This window comes from Streptomyces sp. NPDC058796, from assembly GCF_042745235.1.
Lineage (GTDB): Bacteria > Actinomycetota > Actinomycetes > Streptomycetales > Streptomycetaceae > Streptomyces.
Map to the genome: position 1 here is coordinate 355264 of NZ_JBHYOP010000008.1, position 24803 is coordinate 380066.

20 protein-coding genes and 1 pseudogene are annotated in these 24803 nt (G+C 74.3%); 12 read left to right on the forward strand and 9 right to left on the reverse strand.

Going from position 1 to position 24803, the window contains the following annotated elements; all coding sequences use genetic code 11:
• Positions 1 to 116 precede the first annotated feature (116 nt).
• The 7 genes and pseudogenes from ACFW47_RS22090 (at position 117) to ACFW47_RS22120 (ending at position 7969) form a co-directional block, all read left to right on the forward strand.
• Positions 117 to 1295, forward strand: coding sequence for a spore photoproduct lyase family protein (locus tag ACFW47_RS22090; RefSeq protein WP_386283625.1), 1179 nt, complete (start codon positions 117 to 119; stop codon positions 1293 to 1295).
• 99 nt (positions 1296 to 1394) lie between these two features.
• On the forward strand, positions 1395 to 1958 hold the full coding sequence (locus ACFW47_RS22095) for an MSMEG_1061 family FMN-dependent PPOX-type flavoprotein (RefSeq protein WP_386283626.1): 564 nt from the start codon (positions 1395 to 1397) through the stop codon (positions 1956 to 1958).
• Positions 1959 to 2060: 102 nt separating this feature from the next.
• Positions 2061 to 2924 carry a siderophore ABC transporter ATP-binding protein CdtA gene (gene cdtA, locus ACFW47_RS22100; RefSeq protein ID WP_386283629.1) on the forward strand — a complete coding sequence of 288 codons (864 nt, stop codon included), beginning with the start codon at positions 2061 to 2063 and terminating at the stop codon, positions 2922 to 2924.
• Complete coding sequence (locus tag ACFW47_RS22105) at positions 2921 to 3907, forward strand: ABC transporter substrate-binding protein (protein WP_386306759.1); 987 nt, start codon at positions 2921 to 2923, stop codon at positions 3905 to 3907. Before cdtA ends, ACFW47_RS22105 begins: the two co-directional genes overlap by 4 nt.
• 7 nt (positions 3908 to 3914) lie before the next feature.
• On the forward strand, positions 3915 to 5984 hold the full coding sequence (locus ACFW47_RS22110; RefSeq protein ID WP_386306760.1) for an iron ABC transporter permease: 2070 nt from the start codon (positions 3915 to 3917) through the stop codon (positions 5982 to 5984).
• A gap of 93 nt (positions 5985 to 6077) precedes the next feature.
• Positions 6078 to 6465: pseudogene (locus tag ACFW47_RS22115) on the forward strand (exonuclease domain-containing protein); the annotation flags it as partial.
• 172 nt (positions 6466 to 6637) lie between these two features.
• On the forward strand, positions 6638 to 7969 hold the full coding sequence (locus tag ACFW47_RS22120) for a lipase family protein (RefSeq protein WP_386306762.1): 1332 nt from the start codon (positions 6638 to 6640) through the stop codon (positions 7967 to 7969).
• Positions 7970 to 8014: 45 nt separating this feature from the next.
• Here ACFW47_RS22120 and ACFW47_RS22125 read toward each other — a convergent pair whose 3' ends face one another.
• A complete protein-coding gene (locus tag ACFW47_RS22125; protein ID WP_386306764.1) occupies positions 8015 to 9742 on the reverse strand; it encodes a hypothetical protein in 1728 nt (575 codons plus the stop codon).
• A gap of 419 nt (positions 9743 to 10161) precedes the next feature.
• Between ACFW47_RS22125 and ACFW47_RS22130 the strand changes: the two genes are divergently transcribed.
• A complete protein-coding gene (locus ACFW47_RS22130; protein ID WP_386306765.1) occupies positions 10162 to 11649 on the forward strand; it encodes an MFS transporter in 1488 nt (495 codons plus the stop codon).
• Here the strand turns inward: ACFW47_RS22130 and ACFW47_RS22135 are convergent.
• On the reverse strand, positions 11613 to 12551 hold the full coding sequence (locus ACFW47_RS22135; protein WP_386306767.1) for a DMT family transporter: 939 nt from the start codon (positions 12549 to 12551) through the stop codon (positions 11613 to 11615). The two genes, ACFW47_RS22130 and ACFW47_RS22135, sit on opposite strands and share 37 nt — an antisense overlap.
• Before the next feature lie 225 nt (positions 12552 to 12776).
• Between ACFW47_RS22135 and ACFW47_RS22140 the strand changes: the two genes are divergently transcribed.
• Entirely contained in the window at positions 12777 to 13523 is a 747-nt protein-coding gene (locus ACFW47_RS22140; RefSeq protein ID WP_386306768.1) for a hypothetical protein, read from the forward strand.
• 7 nt (positions 13524 to 13530) lie between these two features.
• On the opposite strand, the gene ACFW47_RS22145 is transcribed toward ACFW47_RS22140, so the two are convergent.
• Genes ACFW47_RS22145 through crtI form a run of 4 tightly spaced genes read right to left on the reverse strand, consistent with a single transcriptional unit; the run spans position 13531 to position 17546 of the window.
• Entirely contained in the window at positions 13531 to 14010 is a 480-nt protein-coding gene (locus ACFW47_RS22145; protein ID WP_386283648.1) for an MSMEG_6728 family protein, read from the reverse strand.
• Between the two features lie 16 nt (positions 14011 to 14026).
• A complete protein-coding gene (locus ACFW47_RS22150) occupies positions 14027 to 15034 on the reverse strand; it encodes a DUF5914 domain-containing protein (RefSeq protein WP_386306769.1) in 1008 nt (335 codons plus the stop codon).
• Positions 15031 to 16032 (reverse strand): phytoene/squalene synthase family protein, encoded by a 1002-nt coding sequence (locus tag ACFW47_RS22155; RefSeq protein ID WP_386306771.1) that lies wholly within the window; start codon positions 16030 to 16032, stop codon positions 15031 to 15033. The genes ACFW47_RS22150 and ACFW47_RS22155 overlap by 4 nt, the downstream gene beginning before the upstream one ends.
• On the reverse strand, positions 16029 to 17546 hold the full coding sequence (gene crtI, locus ACFW47_RS22160) for a phytoene desaturase family protein (RefSeq protein ID WP_386306772.1): 1518 nt from the start codon (positions 17544 to 17546) through the stop codon (positions 16029 to 16031). Before crtI ends, ACFW47_RS22155 begins: the two co-directional genes overlap by 4 nt.
• 428 nt (positions 17547 to 17974) lie before the next feature.
• Between crtI and ACFW47_RS22165 the strand changes: the two genes are divergently transcribed.
• Genes ACFW47_RS22165 through ACFW47_RS22175 form a run of 3 tightly spaced genes read left to right on the forward strand, consistent with a single transcriptional unit; the run spans position 17975 to position 21498 of the window.
• The gene (locus tag ACFW47_RS22165; RefSeq protein ID WP_386306773.1) at positions 17975 to 19210 is read left to right on the forward strand and encodes a lycopene cyclase family protein; all 1236 of its coding nucleotides are present in this window, start codon (positions 17975 to 17977) and stop codon (positions 19208 to 19210) included.
• Positions 19211 to 19213: 3 nt separating this feature from the next.
• The gene (locus ACFW47_RS22170) at positions 19214 to 19945 is read left to right on the forward strand and encodes a methyltransferase domain-containing protein (protein ID WP_386306775.1); all 732 of its coding nucleotides are present in this window, start codon (positions 19214 to 19216) and stop codon (positions 19943 to 19945) included.
• Positions 19942 to 21498, forward strand: a complete 1557-nt coding sequence (locus tag ACFW47_RS22175; protein WP_386283665.1) for an FAD-dependent oxidoreductase — start codon at positions 19942 to 19944, stop codon at positions 21496 to 21498. The genes ACFW47_RS22170 and ACFW47_RS22175 overlap by 4 nt, the downstream gene beginning before the upstream one ends.
• 49 nt (positions 21499 to 21547) lie before the next feature.
• On the opposite strand, the gene ACFW47_RS22180 is transcribed toward ACFW47_RS22175, so the two are convergent.
• The 3 genes from ACFW47_RS22180 to ACFW47_RS22190 are packed head-to-tail and all read right to left on the reverse strand — an operon-like array spanning position 21548 to position 24561.
• Positions 21548 to 22414: an SDR family oxidoreductase gene (locus ACFW47_RS22180; protein WP_386306776.1), complete on the reverse strand. Its 867-nt coding sequence runs from the start codon at positions 22412 to 22414 to the stop codon at positions 21548 to 21550.
• Positions 22415 to 22448: 34 nt separating this feature from the next.
• Complete coding sequence (locus tag ACFW47_RS22185; RefSeq protein ID WP_386306777.1) at positions 22449 to 24068, reverse strand: phytoene desaturase family protein; 1620 nt, start codon at positions 24066 to 24068, stop codon at positions 22449 to 22451.
• Positions 24061 to 24561: an SRPBCC family protein gene (locus tag ACFW47_RS22190; protein ID WP_386306778.1), complete on the reverse strand. Its 501-nt coding sequence runs from the start codon at positions 24559 to 24561 to the stop codon at positions 24061 to 24063. Before ACFW47_RS22190 ends, ACFW47_RS22185 begins: the two co-directional genes overlap by 8 nt.
• Positions 24562 to 24803 lie beyond the last annotated feature (242 nt).

Sequence of the window (24803 nt, forward strand, 5' to 3'; positions counted from 1 at the left end):
GCCCCCGACGGGCGGCGTGACACGGCCGGCTCTCGCGCCCGCTCCGTACAGTGGAGGGACGGGACCGGCCGACCGCCGCCGGGCCCCCGCCGCACCCTCGCCTCCCGGAGCCCCCCATGCACGACCCGTCCACCGCACCGGACGACGGCTCCGGCACCCTGTTCGGCCTCGACGCCCTGGCCCCCGGGCCGTCGGCCGCCGCGCCCGCCGGTCCGCTCTTCCGGGACTCCGCCGCCGCCCGGCGCCTGCTGCCGGTCCGGGAGATCCACGCCGAACCGGCGGCGGCCGCGTCCCCGCGCGGCCGGCAGGTCCTCGCCCGTTTTCCCGACGCCCGCGTCGTCGAGGTGGACTCCCACTGGCGCATCCCCGGGCTGCACGGCAACGAGGGCAACGTGGAGCGCTGGGTTCGGGTCAAGGGCGAGACGCTGGTCCTGGGCGAGAAGAAGACGCTGACCACCCGCCCCAACGGACGGTCCGCGGACTGGATCGCCCCCGGCGCCTCCAACGGCTGCGCGATGGCCTGCGCCTACTGCTACGTGCCCCGTCGCAAGGGCTACGCCAACCCGGTCACCGTCTTCACCAACATCGACCGGATCATCGCCCACCTCGGCCGCCACATCGCCCGGCAGGGCCCCAAGCCCGGGCCGAACCAGTGCGACCCCGAGGCCTGGGTGTACGACGTCGGTGAGAACGGCGACTGCTCGGTGGACGCCCTGATCTGCGACAACACCGCCGACCTGGTGCACGCCTTCCGGCAGTGGCCGACGGCGAAGGCGTCCTTCGCCACCAAGTTCGTCAACCCCGACCTGCTCGCCCTCGACCCGCGCGGCCGCACCCGCGTCCGCTTCTCCCTGATGCCGCCTGAGGACTCCCGGCTGCTGGACGTGCGCACCTCCCCGGTCGCCGAGCGCATCGCGGCGGCGGCCGACTTCCTGGACGCCGGGTACGAGGTGCACTTCAACCTGTCCCCCGTCGTCGTGCGACCGGGCTGGGCGGAGGCCTGGGGCGAGCTGCTGCGGCAGCTCGACGACGTCCTGCCGGACCGGGTCAAACGGCAGGCCGCCGCCGAGGTGATCATGCTGACGCACAACCGGGAGCTGCACGAGGTCAATCTCGGCTGGCACCCGCGCGCCGAGGAGGTGCTGTGGCGGCCGGACGTCCAGGAGGCCAAGCGCTCCGAGAACGGCGCGCTGAACGTGCGTTACCGAGTGGGTGTCAAGGCGGACGCGGTGGCGCGGGTCCGGGACCTGGTGGCCGCCCACGCACCCTGGCTGCGCATCCGGTACGCCTTCTGACGGCGGCGGACGGGCCGGACCCGGCGCCAGATACGGTTTTACGTGCAACTACTCGCCGGAAGGGCACCCCTCCGGCCCGCACGCACCCGGGAGCCGGCCTTGCCACACACGATCGAAGCGGCCGGAGACCGGCCGGACACCACCGGTGAAGCCGGCTGGACCGAACTCGGCTCGCACACCGAGCTGCGCGGGCTGCTCGGCGAGCCCTGGCCCGTCGTCATCGACAAGGTGCACGACCGGCTCACCGACGACGACCGGGACATCCTGTCCCGCTCCCCCTTCTGTCTGCTCGCCACCTCCGACGCCCGGGGCAACTGCGACGTCTCGCCGCGCGGCGACGCCCCGGGCTTCACGCACGTCCTCGACGCCGCCACCGTCGCCGTCCCGGACCGCCCGGGAAACCGGCGCGGGGACAGCTTCCACAACATCCTCGACAATCCGCACGCCGGCCTGCTGTACCTGGTCCCCGGCGGCAAGCAGGTGCTGCGGGTCAACGGCCGGGCCCGCATCCTCACCGACGCGCCCTTCTTCGACGCCATGGCGCGGGACGGACGGCGTCCGGACCTGGCGCTCCTGCTGGAGATCGACGAGATCTACCTGCACTGCCCGCAGTCCCTGAACCGGGCGGGACTGTGGAAACCCCAGTCGTGGCAGGTGAGTTGAGGCACGGCGCGAGCGCGGACGAAGCAGCGGGCCCGGCTCGCCCCGTAGCTGTGTGACCCCCGTCTCTACCAGCCATTTTTAGGTTAGGCTAACCTTCGCCACGTGAGATCTGGTGAAGACGCAGCCGGCAGCCCACGCCTGCGCGGACACGAACTGTCGGCCACGGACGTCACCGTGGCGTACGACGGTGTCGACGTCGTGCACGACGCGGCGGTCAGGCTCAGGCCCGGTGAAGTGACCGTCCTGGTGGGTCCCAACGGCAGCGGGAAGTCGACGTTGCTGCGGACCGTCGCCCGGCTGCAGCGGGCCCGCAGTGCCAAGCTCAGGATCGACGACGACACCGACGGCCTGGCACTGACGTCCCGTGAGTTCTCGCGGCACGTCGCCCTGCTGACGCAGGGGCGCCCGACGCCGGGCGGGCTGACCGTGCGGGACGTCGTCGAGTTCGGCCGGTACCCGTACCGGGGGCGCTGGGGGCGCCCGGACCCGGACGGTCCGGCCGCCGTGGACCGCGCGCTCGCGCTCACCGGCGTCGACGCCCTCGCCGACCGCGGCGCCGACCACCTGTCCGGCGGGCAGTTGCAGCGGGTCTGGCTCGCGAGCTGCCTCGCCCAGGAGACCGGCGTACTGCTCCTGGACGAGCCCACCACCTATCTCGACCTGCGCTACCAGGTAGAACTCCTCGACCTCATCCGGGACCTGGCGGACGACCACGGCATCGCCGTCGGTGTCGTCCTGCACGACCTCGACCAGGCGGCGGCCGTCGCCGACCGGATCACGCTCCTCGAAGCGGGCCGGATCGTCGCCGACGGCCCGCCCGAGGACGTGCTGACGCCGGAACGCCTCACCGCCGTCTACGGCATCCGGATCGACGTCGACACCGACCCCCTCACCGGCCGGCTGCGCACCCGCCCGATCGGCCGCCACCACATACGCACCCCCGAAAGGCTCGGCACCACCTCATGAGACGCCTCCTGCTCACCGCGGCCGCCACCACCGCCGCGGCGCTCACCCTCGCCGCCTGCGGCACCACCGAACCCGCCGCCGACAAGTCGGAGGAGAAGAAGGCCTCCGAGGCCATCACCCTCACGGACGGCAAGGGCACCGAGGTGAAGCTCGACGGCCCGGCCACCAAGGTCGTCGCCACCGAGTGGAACGTCGTCGAGAGCCTGCTCTCGCTGGGTGTCGAACCGGTCGGCGTCGCCGACGTCAAGGGCTACAAGACGTGGGACACCTCGGTCCCGCTGAAGGGCGACCCCAAGGACATCGGCACGCGCGGCGAGCCCAGCATGGACACCGTCGCCTCCCTCGCCCCCGACCTCATCGTCGCCACCACGGACCTGCCGCCGGCCGCCGTGAAGCAGATGCGCGAGGTCGCCCCGGTGCTGGAGGTGAAGTCCGCCGACGGCACCGGCCAGATCGACCAGATGCTGGAGAACGTCGACCTCATCGCCAAGGCCACCGGCACCACCGACAAGGCCGAGACCGTCCGCCAGGACTTCGAGGCGAAGGTCGCCGAGGGCAAGAAGGCCCTCGCGGACGCCGGCATGGCCGGCGAGAACATCGCCTTCGCCGACGGCTACGTCACCTCCAACCAGGTCTCCATCCGCCCCTACACCGCCACCTCCCTCATCGGTGAGGTCAACGAGGCGATCGGCCTGAAGAACGCCTGGAAGGTGAAGGGTGACGAGGCCTACGGTCTCGGCGCCACCGACGTGGAGGGCCTGACCGCCCTGCCGAAGGACGTCCAGTTCGCCTACGTCGCCAACGACGGGGACAAGAACAGCACCCCGTTCACCGGCGCGCTCGCCGAGAACTCGGTGTGGAAGTCCCTGCCGTTCGTCAAGGCCGGCGACGTGCACCGGCTGAACGACGGCATCTGGATGTTCGGTGGTCCCGGGTCGATGGAGGCGTACATCGACGCCGTCGTCGGCGCGCTCACGAAGTAGCGAGGCCATGGCCGTCACCGCAACCAAACCCGCTGCCCGTCCGTCGACGGCTCCCACGCCCAGGCCGGGTGCGGCCGCGGTGACGGCCGGACTCGTCCTGCTGGTCGCCGTCCTCGCCGTCGTCGACATCACCCAGGGCACCGCCGCCGTCGGAGCCTCCGAGGTGTGGCGGGCCCTGACCGGGCACGCCGACGCCGGCGACGCCTCCGTAGTCGTCGCCTCCCGGCTGCCGCGGATGACCGCCGGCCTGCTGGTCGGCGCCGTCCTCGGCATGGCCGGCGCCGTCCTCCAGGCGGTCAGCCGCAACGTGCTCGCCTCGCCCGACACCCTGGCCGTCAACGCGGGCTCCTACCTGGCGCTCGGCCTCGTCGGCGCCACCGGCGTCTCGCTGCCCATGATCGCCTCCTCCGGCGTCGCCTTCCTCGGCGGCCTGGCGGCGGCGGCCGTCGTGCTCGGTCTGTCCGGCCTCGGCACGGGCACGGTCCGGCTCGTGCTGGCGGGCACGGCGCTGATGCTGGGCCTGAACTCCATGACCGAGGGCCTGCTGCTGCTCTTCCCCGAGCAGACCGAGGGCCTCTACCAGTGGAACCAGGGCAGCATCGGCCAGAACGGCTTCGACGGCGTCCTGCAGATGCTGCCCGTCGCCCTGATCGGGCTCGTCGGCCTGCTGCTGACGGCCCGCAGGGTAGACGCGCTCGCCCTCGGCGACGATGCCGCGCGCGGGCTGGGCGTCCCGGTCCGGGCGACCCGCGTCACGGTCGTCGTCCTGGCGGCGCTGCTGTCCGCCGCCGCGGTCACGCTCGCCGGGCCGATCGGCTTCGTCGGCCTGTGCGCCCCCGCCCTGGTCCGCCCGCTGGCCCGCCGGTTCCGCGGCTACGCGCGCTCCCGCGCCGCCCTGCCCGCGGCCGCGCTGACCGGCGCGGCCCTGGTCCTCGGTTCGGACGTGGTGCTGCGGACGCTCGTCGCGGACGACCTCTCGGTGGCCGTGCCCACGGGCGTCGTCACCAGCCTGGTCGGCGCCGTGTTCCTGGTCGTGATGGCGATCCGGATGCGGGACACCGCCGGGGCCGGCGCGCCCGACCGGCTGCGCACCCCGAGCCGGACGGTGTTCCTGGCCACCGTGGCCGCCCTGGTCGTCGCCCTGGTGGGCCTGGTGATCGCCGCCGTCCTGGTCGGCGACAGCAAGCTGCTCCTCGGTGACGTGGTCAACTGGGCACAGGGACGGGCCGGACGGACCGTCACCTTCGTCCTCGACACGCGGGTGCCCCGGGTACTCGCCGCGCTCGGCGCGGGAGCGGCGCTCGCCCTGGCCGGCACGCTGGTGCAGGCCGTGACCCGCAACCCGCTCGCCGAGCCCAGCGTCCTGGGCGTCACCGGCGGCGGCGCGCTGGGCGCCGTGATCCTGGTGACCACCGCGCCCGTCGCGGGCACGTGGGGCATCGCGGGTGCGGCGTTCGCGGGGTCCGCGATCACGGCGGTCGTCGTCTTCGGGCTCGCCGCCCGGGGCGGATTCCAGCAGAACCGGCTGGTCCTGGTCGGCATCGGCACGGCCTCCGCCACGGCGGCGCTGATCAGCCTGCTGATCGTGCTCACCGACCCGTTCAACGCCACCAAGGCCCTGACCTGGCTGTCGGGTTCCACGTACGGACGGACCATGCCGGACGTCGTGCCGGTCGCGCTGGCGCTGGTCGTCGGCATCGGTGTGGCCGTCGCCCGGCGCACGGAGCTGGACCTGGTCTCCCTGGACGAGGACACCCCGCGGCTGCTCGGCATGCGGCTGGCCCCGGGGCGCCTCGGGTTCCTGGTGCTGAGCGTCGTACTCAGCTCGACGGCCGTGGCGTGCGCGGGCACCATCGGGTTCGTCGGCCTGGTGGCCCCGCACGCGGCCCGCGCCCTCGTGGGCCGGCGGCACGTGCGGGTGGTGCCCGTCGCGATCCTCCTCGGCGCGGTGCTCGTGTGCGCGGCCGACCTGATCGGCCGCACGGTGATCGCGCCGTCCCAGCTCGGCGCGGGGCTCATGACGGCGGTCATCGGCACGCCGTACTTCCTGTACCTGCTGGTGCGCAGCCGCCGGTAGCGCAGCCCCGGCGGAAATCCGGACGACGGTGCTCGTGTGCCCCCGTACGGTGCCGGGACGGACCGGCACGCCGCGGGCGGGGGCCACGGGGGCCTGCTGAACGTCATCGCCATCGAGGCAGGGGCAGCCGCCCCCTGGCGCGGTGAGCGAGGTCGTCGAGATCGGGCTCGCCGTGGTCGACCTCGTGGCCCGGGAGCGGGTGGAGCGGCACCGCATCGTGGTACGGCCCGCCCGTTCCCGGGTCAGCGCGTTCTGCACGGAACTGACCGGGGTCACCCAGGCCGAGGCCGACGCGGGCATGAGCTTCGCCGACGCCTGCGACGCGCTGGTGCGCGAACACGGCGCGGCCGTCCGGCCCTGGGCGAGCTGGGGCGACTACGACCGGCACCAGTTCGTCCGCCAGTGCGCGGGGGACGAGGTGCCCTACCCGTTCGGCCGGCCGGCCGAACGCACCCACACCAACGCCAAGGCGGTCTTCACCGCGACCGCTGTTAGACAGTACGTCAAGTTACTGAACCGTAATGAGCATGGTGCTACCCACGGTAACCCCTGCCCGGTTACCGTCCCGTAACCCCACAGGAGCAGCGCGGCCACGGCCCTGGCCCCGCCAGGCCGCGGACGACCGGTTCCGGCCCTTCCCCAGGAGGTTCGCCATGCCCCCACGCCCACGCACGCTCGCCGCGGCGGTCACCGTCGCGCTCGCCCTCGGCGCCCAGGCCGTCCCCGCCGTGGCGACCGACGGACCGGCCACCGCCACGGAGGTCTCCCGCGGCATCGAGATCCCCGCCTTCTACACCCCGCCGACCGCCCTGCCCGAGGCCGACGGCGCGCTGATCCGGAGCGAGCCGCTGCGTCTGGCCCTGAGCCTGCCCAGCCTCGGCGGCCCGCTCCCGGGCCGGGCGACGCGGCTGATGTACAAGTCCACCGACGCGAACGGCGAACCGGTCGCCGTGACCGGCGCCTACATAGAACCGTCCGCCCAGTGGCGCGGCGACGGGCCCAGGCCGATGGCCGCCGTCGCCCCCGGCACCATGGGCCAGGGCGACCAGTGCGCCGCCTCGATGGCCCTGGAGCACCCGCTGAGGTTCAACGGCCAGACCGTCTCGGTGGGTTACGAAGACCTGTCGGTGTACCGGCTGCTGCTGCGCGGTGTCGCCGTCGTCGTCACCGACTACGTCGGCCTCGGCGCCACTGACCGGCTGCACACCTACGTCAACCGTGTCGACGGCGCCCACGCCGTGCTGGACGCCGTACGCGCCGCCCGCTCGCTCGACTCGGCGTCGGTCACCTCCGACTCCCGGGTCGGGCTGTTCGGGTACAGCCAGGGCGGCGGGGCGGCTGCCGCCGCGGCCGAACTCCAGCCGTCCTACGCCCCGGACGTGCCCCTGGCGGGCACCTACGCCGGTGCTCCGCCCGCCGACCTGGTCGAGGTCACCGAGGCCATCGACGGTGGCGACCTCGCCGGCGCCCTGGGCTGGTCGCTCAACGGCTTCCTGCAGAGCGAGCCCGCGCTGCGGCCGATCGCCGACCGGTACATCAACCCGGCCGGTGAGGAAGCGCTCAAGGACCTGTCGACGATGTGCGTCGGCGACGCGCTCTTCGCCTACGCAGGCGACAGCAGCACCGCCTGGACGAAGACCGGTCAGTCGCTCGGCGACGTCATCCGGGCCGAGCCCGCGTTGCAGGACTTCCTCGCCGAACAGCGGATCGGCACGCTCAAGCCGGACAGCCCGGTCCGGGTGGCCACCGGTGTCAGCGACGACCTGGTCCCCCACGACCAGTCCCGGCAACTGGCCGTCGACTGGTGCCGCAAGGGCGCGAAGGTCACCTACGACCCGGTGGTGCTGCCGGGCGTCGGCAGCGGCCTGCTCAACCACTTCGCCCCGCTCCTCGCCGACCAGGGCAAGGCCATCTCCTGGCTCACCGACCGGCTCTCCGGGGAACCGGCCCGCTCCAACTGCTGGAGCATGCCCGCTCAGCCCTGAGCCGGAGCGGCCGGGTGCGGCGGGAGCGCTCCGCCGCACACCGGCTCAGGTGGTGATCGGCTCGGTGTCGCTGCAGTTCGTGAACGGCTTCCAGGGGCGGCTGCCGTCGCTGCCGGGCGCCCCCGCGTAGGCCGGGTTGCCGGTGATGGTCTGGGTGCGCTCCTCGTGGGTCACGTCGATGCCGAACAGTTTGAAGCCCGCGTTGAGTGAGCCGGCCGAGACGCCGAAACCGATGCCGAGCGAGGCGTTCCACCAGTCGGTGTTCACGTCGTAGTCCAGGCTGCTGATCTGGGCCTTGCCGTGCAGCAGGCGGTCGATCGGGCCGGCCTCCGCGGGCAGCGGGCCGACGAGGGAGGACGGCGAGGGGACGCCCTGCCCGGCCGGGTTGTCGCCGCGTCCGCGGATCCAGTCCTCCACCGTCTCGCGGTCCGTGTCGTCGGTGAGGGTGATCTCCGCGATCTCGGTGTGCAGCCGGGTCTCGGTACTGCCGCCACCGCCGCCGACATCGATGGTGACGGGGCCGGTGTTGACTCCGGCGCCGACGCTGACGCCGGGGCCGCCGCCGCTCTCCTGACTCGTGGTGATCTTCAGCTTCTCGGGGCGGTGCGGCAGCCCTTCCTCCGCCTCCCGGTCGTAGGCCTCGGCGTCGTAGGTGACGGCGATCTGCTGCATGCGCGTGGCGCCCGTCTGGTCGCCGGCGCCGGACTTGCCGCTCATCTCGAAGGTGTACACGAAGGTGATCTTGCCGGCGTCCGGTCCCGTCTTCGCCCGCATCACCACGACGTCCTTGCTCATGGTGCCGGACAGTCCCTGGAGGGAGCCGTTGCCCATGTCCTTGGTGTCGGGCGCCGAGCCGATCACCGTCTCCTGGGCCTTCTCGGTCTTCTCCGCCAGCTCCTTCGGGGAGGCCTTCGGGTTGTTCCTGCGGATCTCGGCGGCGATGTCGTCCTTCAGGGACTTCACCGCCTTGTCGTCCTTGGCGTACTTGCCGCCGAAGCTCACCTCGCCGGAGATCTCCGTGGTGGTCTTCGTGATGTCGACGTCCGGGGCCTTCTCGGGGTCGACGTCCGGCTTCTTGTCGTCCGCGGCGTGGCTGCAGATCATGCCGAGTTCCGCGGACCGGGCGCCCGGTGGACGGGTACGGCACTTGTGCGCGGCCTTGAGGTACTCGGCGAACTGCTCGGCGTCAGCGAGGTTCGCCTCCAGGTCCGCCTGCGGATCGTCGGAGTCGTGTGCGTCGAACAGCCACCGTCCGCCGCTGCCGCTGCTCCTGACGTAGCTTCCGCCCAGCGAGGCACCGCCGCCCCAGTTCTTCAGCCCCGGGATGTCCGCGCCGATGCTCGCGGTCACGCCGCCGCCCGTGCTGGTGACCCGTTCGAGCATGACGGACCCGTCGGACCACTGCATCACCTTGACCTGCTCGGTGCTGGAGATCTTGATGAACAGGATCTGCACCACGACGGTGTCCTTGGTCTCCTCCGAGGAGAGCAGGCACTTGGCGGGCTGGAAGGGGTCACCGCCCGGCGGGAGCGGGCCCTCGGGGCCGGGGGCGCCCTCCGTGTCGTGCGAACCGCACCCGTCCGTGCCGACGACCCGCTGCACCTGGCACATGATCCGGTCGTCGATCTCCGTCCCGAGGGCGGTGCCCGCGATGGCCAGTACGACGGCGCCGGCCACCGCGACCATCCCGAGGTACTCCACGGCGCCCTGCCCGCCGTCCCGCCCGGCGCGACCGCCATCGCGCTCCTGCCCCGCCCTGCCGAACAGCGGCACCCCGCGCCTCCCTGCTCCTCGTCCCCACGTCCGGTGCGGTGACGGTAGGCGGCGCGCGGGGCCCATCGGCAGGGCCCGGGAGCCCATTCCGGCGCCGGGCGGGCCCAAGCACGGCGCCGGCGCCGTGCCCGTACGGGCAGCCGCCTGGGTGCCGGCCGCCCTCGTACGGGCGCGGTGGCGCACGTGCTCACCGCGTCGGCCGGCGCGACCTGGGACGCCCGCGGCCGCAGCGGGCGTGGACCGGACCACCGCGCGCCCCGGGGCGGGGGCCCAGGCCCCCCTGGGGCAGCCGCTCCGCATGCGCCGGACGATCACTGCGGCGCAGAATTCGCTCAGGAGACGCGGTGAAGCGACGGAGAGGCGGCAGCGTGGTCGACGCGAGGCCTGACGGCGGATCCGGCCCTCTGGGCCGGGTGAAGATGCCGAATACGGTCGCGCACCTGCCCCGGCAGGTACGCGAGGAACTGACCCGGCGGCTGCGCCGCAACAAGCGGGCCTTCCGCGAGGAGGACGTCCAGGTCGTCGAGGGACCGCTGCTCAAACGGGCGGTCGGGGCCTCCGCCCTCGGGAACTGCATGGAGTGGTTCGACTTCGGCGTCTACAGCTACCTGGCCGCCACCATCGGCAAGGTCTTCTTCCCGGGCGCCTCCCCGACCGCCCAGGTCATCTCGTCCTTCGCCACGTTCGCCGCCGCCTTCGTCGTACGGCCCCTGGGCGGTCTCGTCTTCGGTCCGCTCGGGGACCGCGTCGGCCGCCAGAAGGTGCTCGCCGCCACCATGATCCTTATGGCGATCGGCACCTTCTCCATCGGCCTGATCCCCAGCTACGCCTCCATCGGCATCGCCGCCCCGATCCTGCTGCTGCTCGCCCGCATGCTCCAGGGCTTCTCGACGGGCGGCGAGTACGGCGGCGCCACCACCTTCGTCGCGGAGTACTCACCCGATCGGCGGCGCGGCTTCCTCTCCAGTTGGCTCGACTTCGGCACCTTCGTCGGTTACGCGCTCGGCTCGGCGCTGGTGACGGTGCTGAACCTGGCGCTGACCGACGGCCAGATGCTCGACTGGGGCTGGCGCGTCCCCTTCCTGATCGCCGGCCCGCTGGGCCTCATCGGCCTGTACATGCGGCTGAAGCTGGAGGAGTCGCCGGCCTTCCAGCAGCAGCTCGACGAGCACGAGAAGAGCCTCGCGCAGGAGTCCGCGGGCAGCGAGTTCAAGACGATCGTCAAGGACCACTGGCGTCCGTTGCTCATCTGCATGGGCCTGGTGCTGCTCTACAACGTCACCAATTACATGGTCACCGGCTACCTGCCCACGTACCAGACCGAGACCCTGGGCCGGTCCAGCGGCTTCGCCGACGTGCTGGTGCTGATCGGCATGGTGTGGATCGTGCTGCTGATCACCTTCCTCGGCCGGCTCAGCGACCATGTCGGCCGCCGCCCGCTCTACGCGGTCGGCGCGGTCGCGATGATCGTCCTCGCCGTGCCGGCGTTCCTGCTCCTCAAGGCGGACGGCACCTGGCAGCCGGTGGCCGGGGTGCTGCTCCTGTCCACCCTGCTGGCCTGCTTCGCCGCGCCGAGCGCCGCCACCCTGCCCGCGCTCTTCCCGACCGCCGTGCGCTACGCGGCCATGGGCATCGGCTTCAACTTCGCCGTCGCGGCCTTCGGCGGGACCACACCGCTGTTCACCGAGGCCCTCGTGAGCGTCACCGGTGACGAGTTGATGCCCGCGTACTACCTGATGGCGGCGGGTGTCATCGGCCTGGTGACCGTGCGGTTCCTGCCGGAGAGCGCCCAGGTGCCGCTGCGCGGCTCGCAGCCCATGGTCGGCTCCCGGCGGGAGCAGCGGCAGCTGATCACCACCTCCAGGGACCTCTACAGCTTCTCCATGGAGCGCTCAGAGGCCCGCTGACGTTCCGCCGGCACGCGGCCCCGGCGCGTGAACCACGGCAGGGCGCCCGACCCGACCGCGACCCCGGCGCACACCAGGGCGCTGCCCACGGCCTGCGCGGCGCCGTAGGAGCCGGTGCCGACGAGCGGGGCCGTGCAGGCGGCGGCGACGGGGATCAGGCCGGAGAACAGCGTGGCGCGCTCGGCCCCGATCCGCTGCATGCCCATGTACCAGCACACGAAGCCGACGACGGTGACCACCGCCGCCTGCCAGAGCAGGGCCCCGGCCTCGACCGCGTCCGGCCGCCGCAGCCAGTCCGAGCCGTCGATCAGGAGCCCGGCCAGCGCCGACTCCACCGCCGCGATCCCGCACACCGCGGTGGACAGCAGCCGGGGGCCCAGGGGCCGCAGCACGGGCACCGCGAGGACGGCGAAACCGACCTCGCCGACCAGGGCGCACACGGAGAAGGCGATGCCCGCCGCGTCGGTCCGCCCCCAGCCCTGGACGGTGAAAGCGCCCACGGCCACGAACAGCGCGCCGTACAGCACGACGCGCTGCGGCCGGCGCCCGTCCAGGAGGGGGACGACCACGGCGACGACCACCGGGGCGCAGCCGACGAAGACACCGGGGACCGCCGGTTCCGCGGTGCGTTCGGCGGCGAGCACGGCGAGGTTGAAGCCGACCATGCCGACGGCCGCGAGCAGCGCCAGCCGCAGCCACCGGCCGGCCCCGAGCGCGCGCAGCCGGGCCCTCGCGCCGGGGCCGGCGAGCGGGACGAGCAGCAGGAAGGCCAGCGCGTAGCGCAGGAACTGGCCGCCCGCGTACGGATAGTCGCCGAGCAGGCTGTTGGCGGTGAAGGACCCTCCGACTAGGACACAGGCGAGCGCGGCGAGCAGGGCCCCGCGCGTGGTGGTGGCGTTCATGGCCACGACGTTAGGAAGCACGGCGGCCCGTCATGGGGTCCACCGGACGGGCCTCATCGGGGACCAATCGGACCGACAGGCCCTCACACGGGCGTCACGGGTTCTCCACCGCGTGCATGTCACAGGAATCGGGGTAGTCGGAACGTCCCGATGCCAACACAACGGGACGGCAAGGGATTTGACAGTCATGAGACGGTCATGAACCGACATGGGAGGAAACCGCCAGTGCGCATCATCAAAGTAGCGACCGCTGTGGCGACCGCGAGCGTCTCCGTCGCCTTACTGGCCGGCTGCGGCGATTCCGGCGGCGGCAGCGAACCGTTCGAGGGGCAGAGCGCCGACGACATCGCGGCGAAGGCCGTCGAAGCGACCCGGCAGGCCAAGTCCCTGCACATGAAGGGCGACGTCCGCCCGGAGGACGGCGGCACCGTCACCATCGACGTCTCGGTCGACCAGGAGAAGAACTGCGAGGGCACCATCGGCACCGGCGACGCCCGGGCCGACGTGCGGCACACCGACGCGACGCTCTACCTGCGCGGTGACGAGCGGTACTGGCAGAACGCGCTGCGACAGCAGCCCGGGGCGTCGCAGCGGATGGCGCAGAGGCTCGACGGCAAGTGGGTGAAGATGCCGGCGAGCGACGCCGCGACCGCCGGGGTCTGCGACAAGCAGGGCTTCGTCGCGGCCATGGACGAGGACAAGTCGGAACGCCAGGGCATGAAGCGCGACGGCACGACGGAGGTCGGCGGCGAGGAGGCCCTGAAGCTGACCAAGAAGACCTCCGGCGGCGAGACCCTCGCCCTGTACGTCGCCACGGAGGGCGAGCCGTACATCCTGAAGTCCACCACCGAGGGCGGCGAGAACTCCGGCAGCGTCACCTTCAGCGAGTACAACGAGCCGGTTCAGGCCGAGCAGCCGCCGGCCGACCAGACGGTCGACCTGAAGGAACTCGCCGGCGAGCAGCAGGCCTGACGCCCCTTCAGGCGCCCCTCTCCCCTTCCCGGTCCGAGGCCGGCCACACGTAGGGCAGGTCGTCGGGGACGCCGGGAAACAGCCCGGCGTACGCCTCCGGGTCCTTGCGCACCAGCGCCGACCGGTGGCTGCGGTGGAAGGCCTCGTCACCGAGCCAGGGCGGCAACTCGCCGACCCCTGCCAGCTCCGCCTGGTCCCGCACCGGTTCGCCCGGTCGGCACGCGGCGAGTCCGGCGACGAGGGAGGCCGCGACGCTGTCCTGGTGCCCCTGCTCCCGCCAGACCCGGCAGATCTCCAGGCCGTACCGGACGAGGGCCTCCTCGTAACCCGTCCACATGCGCACGGCCGGGTGCCGGCGCCACCCGTAGCCCGGCACGGTCAGGCCCCGCAGCACCTGGAGCGCCTCGACCCGCTGCTTGCCGAGGCGGCGGCGGTCCAGGGCGAGCGCCGACTCCCGGAACCCGGGGTGGGGGAGGAAGGTCTGCATGCCGGTGCTGCTCCGTTCAGCCGGGGAACTGACCGCGCTCGCGCAGATGCCTGCGGCGTTCGGCGTAGGCGAGGTCGTCGCGCCACAGACGGCCCGCGGCGGCGCGCATCAGGGGGCGCAGGGCCGGTGCCAGGCGGCGGGCCACGGGGAATCCCAGCCGGTCCGAGGTGGCCAGCACCGCCTCGGTGACCGCGGTGCGCGGCCTGCCCCGCTCGTCCGGGCCCAGCGGCGTGGCGTGGCTCTCCACTACGGACCCGGTGCCCTCGCCGTCGGTGATGCGCATGACTACGGTGCGGGGCTCCGGCACGGTGAACTCGGCGCGCACCGGCACGACGAGGCGGCCGGTGAGCCGGAAGGAGACGTCCACGACGAAGCGGTCGTCGTCCTCGCCGGGGACCTCGACGACGGTGAGGTCCACGAAGGAGTACGGGTGGAACCAGGCGCCGTGCCAGGGGTCGAGCCGGTTGGCGACGACGTCCTCGGGGTCGCAGACGCCGACCCCGCGCCACACGGACGTCAGGGCCGTCGCACGCGCCGGCCTGACGGGGACGACGGGGGCGGAGGTGGGCGCCTCCTCCCCGGCGGTGTCCAGCCGTACCCACACCAGGACGCCGTCGTCGTGGACCGGCAGCGGCTCCCAGCCGGCGAACGGGGAGCCGTCCAGGGCGAGCCCGTGCCAGTGGCACACGAGCGTGCCGCACCGCACCGGGCTGTCCGCCAGCGGGGCGCCGAGGTGGGGGCAGGCGCCGGGACCGCCCACCAGGCGGCCGCCGGTGTCCCGCCAGACGACGACCTCGACACCGGCGACCGTGCCGGACAGCGGGCGGTCCGCTCGTACGGCGGTGCTCGCGCCGAGGACGTACCAGTTGCCGGAGGGGCGGGCCAGGGCCCGCTCGAGAGACTCGGCGATGAGCGCGGGGCGGGCCTCGCGCCAGGTGGGACGCTGGTGCTGCCAGGGGACGGCACGGCGGCGCAGCCGCAGGGGGTAACGGCCCTTGCGGGGGCTGGGCGGATCCTGCCTCATCCGGCCTCCTTCGCGGAGCAGGCGTCGTGCCGGGACGGCACCGGTGGCGTGCGGTGCGCGGCGGCCCCGAGCCGGGCGGCGGCCACGCGGGCGAGCCCGTCGGCGGCGACGGCCGCGCGCCGGCGGCGGGACACCACCGCGCGCCGGTGCAGTACCGCGTACCCGCTCCGCGCGACGGCGTCCAGGATGTCGCGGTAGAGCACGTACGCGGTGCGGATGCAGGGCCGGGCCACCGGGTCCAGCATGGCCAGCCCGGGGGCGGCCTCGCGGTAGACGCCGCGGGTGAGGTCCTCGGCGGCGCGCAGGGCGGCGGTGACGCGGGCGTCGGGGCGGCCGGTCCGTCTGCTCCACAGGAGCAGGTCCCGCTGGACGCCGTGCGCGGCCAGCAGGTCCGCCGGGAGGTAGATCCGTCCCCGGTCCAGGTCCTCTCCGACGTCGCGCAGGAAGTTGGTCAGCTGGAAGGCGACGCCCAGCGCGGCGGCGTGCGGGGCGGCCCGGGCGCGGGCGGTGACAGTACCGAGGACGGGCAGCATCTGGAGGCCGATGACGGCGGCCGAGCCGTGCATGTAGGCGCGCAGGTCGGCGTAGGTGGCGTAGTCGGTGACCGTGAGGTCGCTGCGCATCGAGGCCATGAAGTCGGTGAAGTGCGACGGGTCGATGGCGTACCGGGCGGCCGTGTCGGCGAGGGCGAGCACCACGGGTTCGGTGGCGGACCCGGCGCCTCCGGTCAGCGCCTGCCGCAGCTCCTCCTCCAGCCGGGCGAGGGTGGCGGCGCGCTCGGCGGTGGTCGCCTCGGCGCCCATGTCGTCGACGATGTCGTCCGCCCACCGTGCGAACCCGTACAGGGCGTGCACGGCGGGCCGGCGGTCGACGGGCAGGAGGCGGGTGGCCAGGAAGTAGGTGCGGCCGTGGCGGGCGTTGAGGCTCCGGCAGTGGCTGTAGGCGGCGCGCAGGGCCGGGTCGGTGATGCCGGCGGCGTCCAGTTCGCGGCGGGTCATCGGCTCCCTCCCCTCGCCGCCGTGCGGCGCCCGGGTGCCCCGGTGATGCGGGCGGCGGCCAGCTTCCCGGAGACGAGCACGGTGGGCACGCCGACCCCCGGGGTGGTGCCGCAGCCCGCGAGGACCGCGTTGTCCGTGCCGCGCACGAGGTTGCGGGGCCGGAAGGGTCCCGTCTGGGCGAAGGTGTGGGCGACGGAGAAGGGGGTGCCGGCGGCGTGCCCCTGGGCGGTCCAGTCGGCGGGTGTCACCAGGCACTCCTCCTCGATCGCGGCGGCGAGGCCGGCCAGTCCCCGGCCTTCGAGGGTGGTGAGCAGCCGGTCGCGGTAGCGGGGGGCGAGGTCGGTCCAGGCGCGGGCGTCCGGGCCGATGTCGGTGTTGGGGCAGGGGGCGAGGACGTAGTGGAGGTGCCGGCCCTCGGGGGCGAGGGCCGGGTCGCTCGCGGTGGGGCGGGTGATCAGCAGGGAAGGGTCGGTCATCAGGGTGCCGGTCCTGGTGAGTTCCTCGAAGGTGCGGCGCCATGCGGCGCCGAAGGAGAGCGTGTGGTGGGCGAGGTGCGGCCAGGTGCGGGTGGTGCCCGCGTGCAGGACGACCGCGGAGGGGGCGTGCCGCAGCGCGACCGGGCGGCGCGGGCGGCGGCCCAGCAGCCGGTGGACGACGGGCAGGTCGGGGGTGAGGACGACGGCGTCGCAGGGGATGCGTTCGCCGGCGGTGACGACCGCCGTGATCCGGGAGCCGGACCGTTCCAGCCGGGTGACGTCCTGCCCGAGGCGCAGGTCGGCCCCGGCTCCGGCCGCGGCGGCGGCCATGGCGCGGGGCAGGGCGTGCATGCCGCCGCGCGGGAAGTACACGCCCGCCACGGTGTCCATGTAGGCGATCACGGCGTAGGCGGCCAGGGCGCGGGCCGGTGCCACACCGGCGTACAGCGCCTGGAAGGAGAAGACCCGTTTCAGCCGTTCGTCCGTCAGGAACCGTCCGATGCGCGCGTCCAGCCGTCCGAAGCCGCCGAGGGCGGCGAGCCGGGCCAGGTCCGGGGTGAGCAGGCCGAGCGGCGAGTCGAAGTTGGCGTCGATGAACCGGCGCATCTGCACGGCGTGCAGCCGCGTCAGCCAGGTGCGCAGCCTCCGGTACCCGGCCGCCTCCCGGGCACCGGCGAAGCGTTCGACCTCGGCCTCCATGGCGGCGGCGTCGGTGTGCACGTCGAGGGTGCCGCCGCCGGCGAAGCACGCCCGGTAGGCGGGGTGCAGGGGGAGCAGTTCGACGTGGTCGGCCAGTCGGTCACCGACGGCCGCGAACGCCTCGTCGGCCAGGTGGGGCATGGTGAGCACGGTGGGGCCGGTGTCGAGGCGGTAGCCGCCGAGTTCGCGCCGTCCCGCGCGGCCGCCGGGCAGCGGGTCGCGTTCGACGACGGTCACCCTCCGTCCGGCGCCGAGCAGGTGCAGGGCGGCGGAGAGGCCGGCCAGCCCCGCGCCGACGACCACGACGTGGTCGGTGGGGCCGGTCACCGCCCGGGTCATCGCGGGCCCTCGTCCGCGCGCGGCCGGTGACGCGGCCGGTCCGTGCCGCCGTCGGGGGTGGTGGGGCGCATCCGGGTCCTCTCGTCGTCGGCTGCGGCGCGGGCCGTGCCGGGTGCGTGGTGCCGTGGGGGCTTCGGCCGGACGGTGCGCCACGGGATGCACCGTGGGTCCGCGGCCACGGCCCCGGGGAGGTGACTCGGCGTCATCTCTTCCCCCGTCGCTTCCGGCGCGACTCCGCCCGGGGTCCCTTCCCGCCCGGCAGTCACCCGTGCGGCGGGTATCCGGCGCCCGGTGGGTACCCGCGCCGGGACGATTCAGCGCGCCGTGCGTCCGCGGGCGGCAGGGGGACGGAATACTCCGCCGGAGCCGGGGCGCGGCCCGGCTCCGGCGGGGTGAGGCGCCCGGCCCGTGAGAAGGAGGCGGCGGACGTGGTGGACGCGGACATCGTCGTCGTCGGCGCGGGCGCCGCGGGTCTCTCCCTGGCGCACCGGCTCCCCGCGAACCCGCCGCACGGCGCGGCCGCTTCCGTGCTCCTGATCGATCCGCCGCCCGGACCGCTGCGGCCACCGCCCCGCACCTGGTGCTTCTGGGAGACGGGCCCCGGACGCTACGACGCGGCGGCGACGGCGTCCTGGGAGTGGCTGCGGGTGCGCGGCCGGGACGGGGCGGTCGTCCGGCGGCACATCGCGCCGGCGCGCTACAAGATGGTCCGCTCGGACGACTTCGAGGCGCTGGTGGCCCGTGACCTGAAGGACCGGCCGGATGTGCGGCGGCTTGAGGCCACGGCCGGCACGGTGACCACGCTGGGCGACGGGACGGTTCGCGTCCCGGCCACGGACACCACCGGTGCACGCGTCGACCTGCGTGCCCGCTGGGTCTTCGACTCCCGCCCGCCGGGGCGGCTGCCGCCCGCCCGCTCCCTGCTCCTCCAGCACTTCCGCGGCTGGTTCGTCCGCGCCGAACGGCCGGTCTTCGACCCGGCGGTGGTCGACCTCATGGATTTCCGTACGGAGCAGCCGGAGCACGGGCTGTCCTTCGGGTACGTCCTGCCGACGGGGCGGCACACCGCGCTGGTCGAGTACACGGAGTTCGGACCGGCGCCGCTGGCGTCCGACGCGTACGACCGGGCCCTGGAGGACTACACGCGCCGGGTCCTGCGCACGGGTGACGTCCAGGTGCTGTCGACCGAGCAGGGGGTGATCCCGATGACCGACGCGGTGTTCGAGCGGCGGGTGGCGGGCTCCGGTTCGGTCTTCCGGATCGGGGGCGCGGGCGGGGCGACCCGCGCGTCCACCGGCTACACGTTCGCCGCCGTGCAGCGGCAGTCGGAAGCCGTCGCCCGTGCCGTGCGCGCGGGCCGCCGCCCGGTGCCGCCGCCCCCGCACCCGGCACGGGCCAGGATGATGGACGCGGTGCTGCTGCGGGCACTGGACACCGGCCGGGTGGACGGTCCCGACCTGTTCTTCCGGCTGTTCGACCGCGTACCCGCCGGGCGGCTGCTGCGCTTCCTCGACGGGCGGTCCCGGCTGTACGAGGACCTCGCGGTCGGGGTGCGCACTCCCGTGCTGCCGATGCTGCGGACGGCGGCCGAACTGCCGTGGCTGCCGCGCCGCCCGCTGCCCGACCGCCGAGAAAGTCCCCCCACAGACACGCCCCGGGAGTGACCGATGCCCCTCCTGCGCGACGCCGCGCTCACCGACGCCTTCGACCACGGCGCCGGCCGCTACGACCGTCTGGTCTCGCTCAACCCGGGCTACCACGCCCAGTTGCGCCGCTCCGCCCGCCGGCTCGGCCTCCCGGACGGCGGCGCCGGCCGCCGGGTGCTGGACCTCGGCTGCGGCACCGGCGCGTCGACGGCGGCGCTGGCCGCTGCCTTCCCCGCCGCCGAGATCGTCGGGGTGGACGCCTCGGCGGGCATGCTGGAACGCACCCGGGCCAAGCCGTGGCCGGCGCGGGTGCGGTTCGTGCACGCCCCGGCGCAGGAACTGCACCGGGCCGGGGTCCACGGGCCGTTCGACGCGGTGCTCGCCGCCTACCTGTTCCGGAACCTGACCGATCCGGACGCCGTCCTGCGTTCGGTGCGCGACCTGCTGGCGCCCGGGGGCAGGCTGGCGGTGCACGAGTACACGCTCGGCGGGCGGCGCGCGGACCGGCTGGTGTGGGAGGCGGTGTGCCGGGGCGTCATCCTGCCGCTCGGCACGGCCTCGGGCGACCGGGCCCTGTACCGGCACCTGTGGCGCAGCGTCGCGGACTTCGACACGGCACAGGCCTTCGGCGCGCGGCTGGGCCGGGCCGGTTTCGAGGGCGTGCGGGTGCTGCCGCTGCCCGGCTGGCAGACGGGCATCGCCCACACGTTCGTCGGCCGCCGGGCCGCCGTGGAGACGGACGGTGCGCGGTGAGGCGGCTCGACGGGACGCGGCCACCGGGCCGGGACCGGCGGGCGCGCGCGCTCCCGTCCCGGCCGGGACGGGAGCGGCCGGCCGGCGATCCGCCGTCCGTGGCGGTGGTCGGCGGGGGCATCGCGGGGCTGGCGGCGGCGACCGCACTGGCCGAGCGCGGGGTGCGGGTGGTGCTCCACGAACGCGAACCGGTGCTCGGCGGACGGGTCTCCGGCCGGCCGGTCACGCTGCCCGACGGCACGCCCGCCACGATGAGCCGCGGCTTCCATGCCTTCTTCCGCCAGTACTACAACCTGCGGGGGCTGCTGCGCCGCTGCGATCCGGCGCTGGACATGCTGACGGGCCTGCCGGACTACCCGCTGCAGCACAGCAGCGGGCTGCGCGACGGGTTCCGCCGGGTGCCGCGCACTCCCCCGCTGAGCGCGCTCGGCTTCGTCGCCCTGAGTCCCAGTTTCGGCCTGCGCGACCTGCTGGCCATGCGGCCGGCCGCGGCCCTGCCCCTCCTGGACGTCAGCACCCGCGGCGTCCACGAACGCCTGGACGACGTCAGCGCCCACGACTTCCTCGACAGCCTGCGCTTTCCCGCCGCCGCCCGGCACCTGGCCTTCGAGGTGTTCTCCCGCAGCTTCTTCGCCGACCCGCGGGAACTGTCGGCCGCGGAGATGGCGCTGATGTTCCACATCTACTTCCTCGGCTCCAGCGAGGGACTGCTGTTCGACGTCCCGCGCGAGCCGTTCCCGCAGGCCCTGTGGGACCCCCTCGCGGGACACCTCGCCCGGCTGGGGACCGAGGTGCGCACGAGCACGCCCGTGCGGTCGGTCCGGCCCGCTCCGTCCGGCGGTCACCTGGTGGCCGACGACGCCGGGGCCCGGCCGTACGACGCCGTGGTGCTGGCCCTGGACACCGGTGGTCTGCGGGGGCTGGTGGACCGCTCGCCGGAGCTGGGCGACGCCGCCTGGCGGGAGAGGGTGGCGCGGCTGCGGAACGCGCCGCCGTTCCTGGTCTCCCGGCTGTGGCTGGACCGTCCGGTCGCGTCCGGCCGGCCCGGGTTCCTCGGCACCAGCGGGTACGGCTCGCTGGACAACGTCAGCGTGCTCTCGCGGTGGGAGGGCGAGGCGGCCCGCTGGGCGGCGCGCACCGGAGGGTCCGTCGTCGAACTGCACGCCTACGCCGTACCGGCGACGGCCGTCCGGGAGGTCGAACAGAAGCGGGTCGTCGAGCAGCTGTACCGGGTGTATCCGGAGACGCGGGGGGCGCGCGTGCTGGCCGCACGGCACGAGTGGCGGGACGACTGCCCGCTGTTCACCGTCGGCGGCTACCGCGACCGCCCGACGGTGCGCACCCCCGACCCGTCCGTCGTGGTCGCCGGGGACCTGGTCCGCACCGGCCTGCCCGTCGCCCTGATGGAACGGGCCGCCACCTCCGGCTTCCTCGCGGCCAACGCCCTGCTGGAACGGTGGGGGGTGCGCGGCGAGACGCTGTGGACGGTGCCCGACCGGGGGCGGTCCGCGCCGCTGCGCGCCCTGGCACGGCGGTTCGGCGCCGGGCCGTGACACTGTGCGGCGGCAGCCGGTCCCGCACCGGTGCCGGGCTCCCGTAGCGCTACGCTCCGCGGTCCGCCGCGCCGCCCGCGCCGAGCGGGCCGGTCGGGTCCAGCGCCCCCTCGGTCTCCAGCCGGGGCAGGTCCCGCCGGGCGACCCGCAGGACGACGGGTGGCAGGGTGCTGCGTCCCGCCTGGGCCAGACGCAGCCAGCGGGGCACGTACACGGCGGTGCTGCGGCGTTCCACGGCGCGGACCAGCCGGGCGGCGACCATGTCCGGCGGGAGGGCGCGGCGCGCCGGCGCCGGCATGTGGCCGCGCAGTTCGCGCAGGACCGCGTACCGGTCGGCGTCGCGGATCATGTCGGTGTCGATCCAGTTGAGGTAGGCGATGCCCACGGCGACGCCGTGGTGGGCGACCTCGGCGCGCAGCGAGTGGGTGAACGCCTCCACGCCCGCCTTGGAGGCGCAGTAGGCGCTCATCATGGGGGCGGCGCCGAGTGAGGCCAGCGAGGCGACCTGGAGGTGGTACCCGGCGGTGCGGCGCAGGTCCGGGAGGAAGGCGCGGGCCGTGTGGGCGCTCCCGGTCAGGTTCACGTCCACGACGCGGCGCCACTCGTCCGGGTCCGACGTGGCGAAGGGTCCGCCCAGCGCGATGCCGGCGTTCGCGACGACGACCGACGGTGGCCCGAGGCGCCCGCGCACCTCGCGGGCCGCCGCCTCCAGCGCGGCGGGGTCGGTGACGTCGGCCTCGACGGCGAGCGCCGGGGTCGGCAGGGCCGCCGCCAGGGCGTCCAGGAGCGGCTTCTCGTGGCCGAGCAGGGCGAGCCGGGCACCCCGGAGCGCGCAGGCGCGGGCCAGGGCGGTGCCCAGTCCGCGTGCGGCGCCGGTCACCACGACGGTGCGGTTGCTCAGGGGACTGTCCGTCACCGGCCGGCCCTTTCCTCGGGGTGCGCGGGGAGGTTCACTTCTTGTCGCCGGTGCGGTCACGGCGGGTCAGGGCGCGCTGCACCCGCGTGAGGTCGGCGAACCGGTGCCGGCGCAGGGCGGCGCGGGCGGCGTTGGCGCCCGGCGCCCCGTGCACTCCCCCGCCCGGGTGGGCGCCCGCGGAGGCGAGGAAGAGGCCGGCAACTGCGGTCTCCGGCCGCCCCGTGCCGGGCACGGGGCGGAAGACGAGCTGCTGGTGCATGGCGGTGGTGCCGCCGTTGATGGCGCCGCCTTCCAGGTTGGCGTCCAGGGCCTGGAGCGTCGGCGGGGCCAGGACGCGGCGGGCCCGGATCAGCGCGCGGAAGCCGGGCGCGAAGCGCTCCACCTGGCGTTCCACCCGGTCGGCCATGAGCTCCTGTTCCTTCGCGTCCCAGCTTCCGGTGATGCCTTCCTCGCCCGCGTCGGCCCGGATGTCGTGGGGGACGTGGGTGTAGGCCCAGGCGGACTCCGTGCCGCCCGGTGAGCGGGTCGGGTCCGTGGTCGTCATCTGGCCGAACAGCGAGAAGGGACGGTCGGGGACCTGCCGCATGGCGATCTGGGCGGCGAACCGGGTCAGCTCGTCGAGACCGTCGGCCAGGTGCACGGTTCCGGCCCCGGCCGCTTCCGGGCACCGCCAGGGCACGGGGCCGTCCAGCGCCCAGTCGACCTTGAAGGTGGCGAAGTCCCACTGGAAGCGGCGCAGGTCGGCGAGGACCTGGTCCGGCACGTCCTCGGGGGCGACGAGATCGCCGTAGAGCGCGGGCACCGACACGTCGGCGAGGACCGCACGGCGGGCGGCGACCGTCTCGCCCCCGGCCGTGCGGACGCCCACCGCGCGCCGCTCGCGGACCACGACCCGTTCGACGCGCTGTCCGCAGCGCAGGGTGCCGCCCAGGGAGCGCAGCCGGTGGACCAGGGCCGCGGTGAGGGCTCCCGAGCCGCCCACCGGCACCGGGAAGCCGTAGGTCTGGCCGAGCATCGACATCAGCCAGCCGAAGCCGCCGCTCCCGGCCGCCTCGGGGGCGAGGTCGGCGTGCAGCGCGTTGCCGGCCAGGAGCAGTTTGCCGCCCTCGCCGCGGAACTCCTCCTCGCCCATCCGGCGCACCGGCAGCACCAGGGTGCGGGCCAGCCGGAGGCCCCCGCCACCGCGCAGCCGCAGGGCCAGCCGGGCACCTGCCCGAACCGGAGGGAAGGGCGTGAAGAGGGCGTCGAGGATGTCGGCACGGTAGCGGTCCCACACCTCGTGCAGGCGGTCCCAGGCGGCACCGTCGCCGGGTGCGAAGGCGTCGAGGGATGCGGCGGTGACGGCGACCTCGCGGTCCAGGACCGCGCAGGCGCCGTCGGTCAGGGGGTGGGCGAGCACGTGCGGGGCGTGGGCCCAGCGCAGTCCGTGGTCCTGCAGCCGCAGTCCGGCCAGGACCGGCGAGGCGGCGGCGAGCGGGTAGAAGGAGCTGAACAGGTCGCTGACGAAGCCGGGGGCGACCTCGCCGTCGTGGCGCACGGCGCCGCCCGGCTCGGGCTGTTCCTCCAGGACCTCGACGCTCCAGCCGGCGTCCGCCAGCAAGTTGGCCGCCACCAGCCCGTTGGGGCCCGACCCGATGACGACCGCGTCAGGCACGGCCGGTTCCCGTACCGAGGTCCACGGACCCGGCCGAGTCGACCGGCTCCGGACGGCACCCGTCGCCGCTCTCGCAGAGCTTCGCCAGCCTGGCGAGCATCGCGCGGTGCCGTACCTGGATCAGCGCCTCGACGCCCACGTTGTGCACCAAGCCGCCGGGCCCGCGCAGCGGGTGTTCGTCGACGATGACCAGGCACTGCTCGCCCCAGGCGCGCAGCTCGATGGCGATGCGGGCGGTGCCGAGCCGGCCCGCCTTGGCCTCGATCTCCAGTTCGGAGCCCGGCACGCACCGCCTGACGACCGACTCGTTGTTCAGCCGCACCGGCCCGAGCCGGACCTCGTAGGCGATCGTCGAGCCGACCTGCGGCCACTGTCCACTCCTCGGGGTGACGTCCGACGGACCCACCACCCATTCCACGTACAGGTCGCCGTCCGCGAGGACGTCCCACACCGCCTGGGGACTCGCCTGGATCAATCGATGCCGAACCGCCATGCGTGCCTCCCGCGCCGATGAACGTCACTGCAAGGACGCGGATCCGAGTGCCCCGTCCACGCCGGGCCAACCGACCCGCCGGCCTGCGGCACCAGGGTCTCAGGAAAGGCCCTGCATTGGCATGGACCTGATCTCCCGTCCTGGCTAAGCTCGGAGCGACCTCGATGAGAGCGCTCTCAGACACGCGGTTGTTCCACCCATCAGTTCCACCCCCACCTTGCTGGAACGACGAAGGGCAACTC

Excerpts from the sequence above, each read along its gene's own strand:
- ACFW47_RS22090 (WP_386283625.1), top strand. The coding sequence starts at position 117 with ATGCACGACCCGTCCACCGCACCGGACGACGGCTCCGGCACCCTGTTC.
- ACFW47_RS22105 (WP_386306759.1), top strand. The coding sequence starts at position 2,921 with ATGAGACGCCTCCTGCTCACCGCGGCCGCCACCACCGCCGCGGCGCTC.
- ACFW47_RS22110 (WP_386306760.1), top strand. The coding sequence starts at position 3,915 with ATGGCCGTCACCGCAACCAAACCCGCTGCCCGTCCGTCGACGGCTCCC.
- ACFW47_RS22120 (WP_386306762.1), top strand. The coding sequence starts at position 6,638 with ATGCCCCCACGCCCACGCACGCTCGCCGCGGCGGTCACCGTCGCGCTC.
- ACFW47_RS22130 (WP_386306765.1), top strand. The coding sequence starts at position 10,162 with ATGCCGAATACGGTCGCGCACCTGCCCCGGCAGGTACGCGAGGAACTG.
- ACFW47_RS22135 (WP_386306767.1), bottom strand. The coding sequence starts at position 12,551 with ATGAACGCCACCACCACGCGCGGGGCCCTGCTCGCCGCGCTCGCCTGT.
- ACFW47_RS22145 (WP_386283648.1), bottom strand. The coding sequence starts at position 14,010 with ATGCAGACCTTCCTCCCCCACCCCGGGTTCCGGGAGTCGGCGCTCGCC.
- ACFW47_RS22150 (WP_386306769.1), bottom strand. The coding sequence starts at position 15,034 with ATGAGGCAGGATCCGCCCAGCCCCCGCAAGGGCCGTTACCCCCTGCGG.
- ACFW47_RS22155 (WP_386306771.1), bottom strand. The coding sequence starts at position 16,032 with ATGACCCGCCGCGAACTGGACGCCGCCGGCATCACCGACCCGGCCCTG.
- crtI (WP_386306772.1), bottom strand. The coding sequence starts at position 17,546 with ATGACCCGGGCGGTGACCGGCCCCACCGACCACGTCGTGGTCGTCGGC.
- ACFW47_RS22170 (WP_386306775.1), top strand. The coding sequence starts at position 19,214 with ATGCCCCTCCTGCGCGACGCCGCGCTCACCGACGCCTTCGACCACGGC.
- ACFW47_RS22190 (WP_386306778.1), bottom strand. The coding sequence starts at position 24,561 with ATGGCGGTTCGGCATCGATTGATCCAGGCGAGTCCCCAGGCGGTGTGG.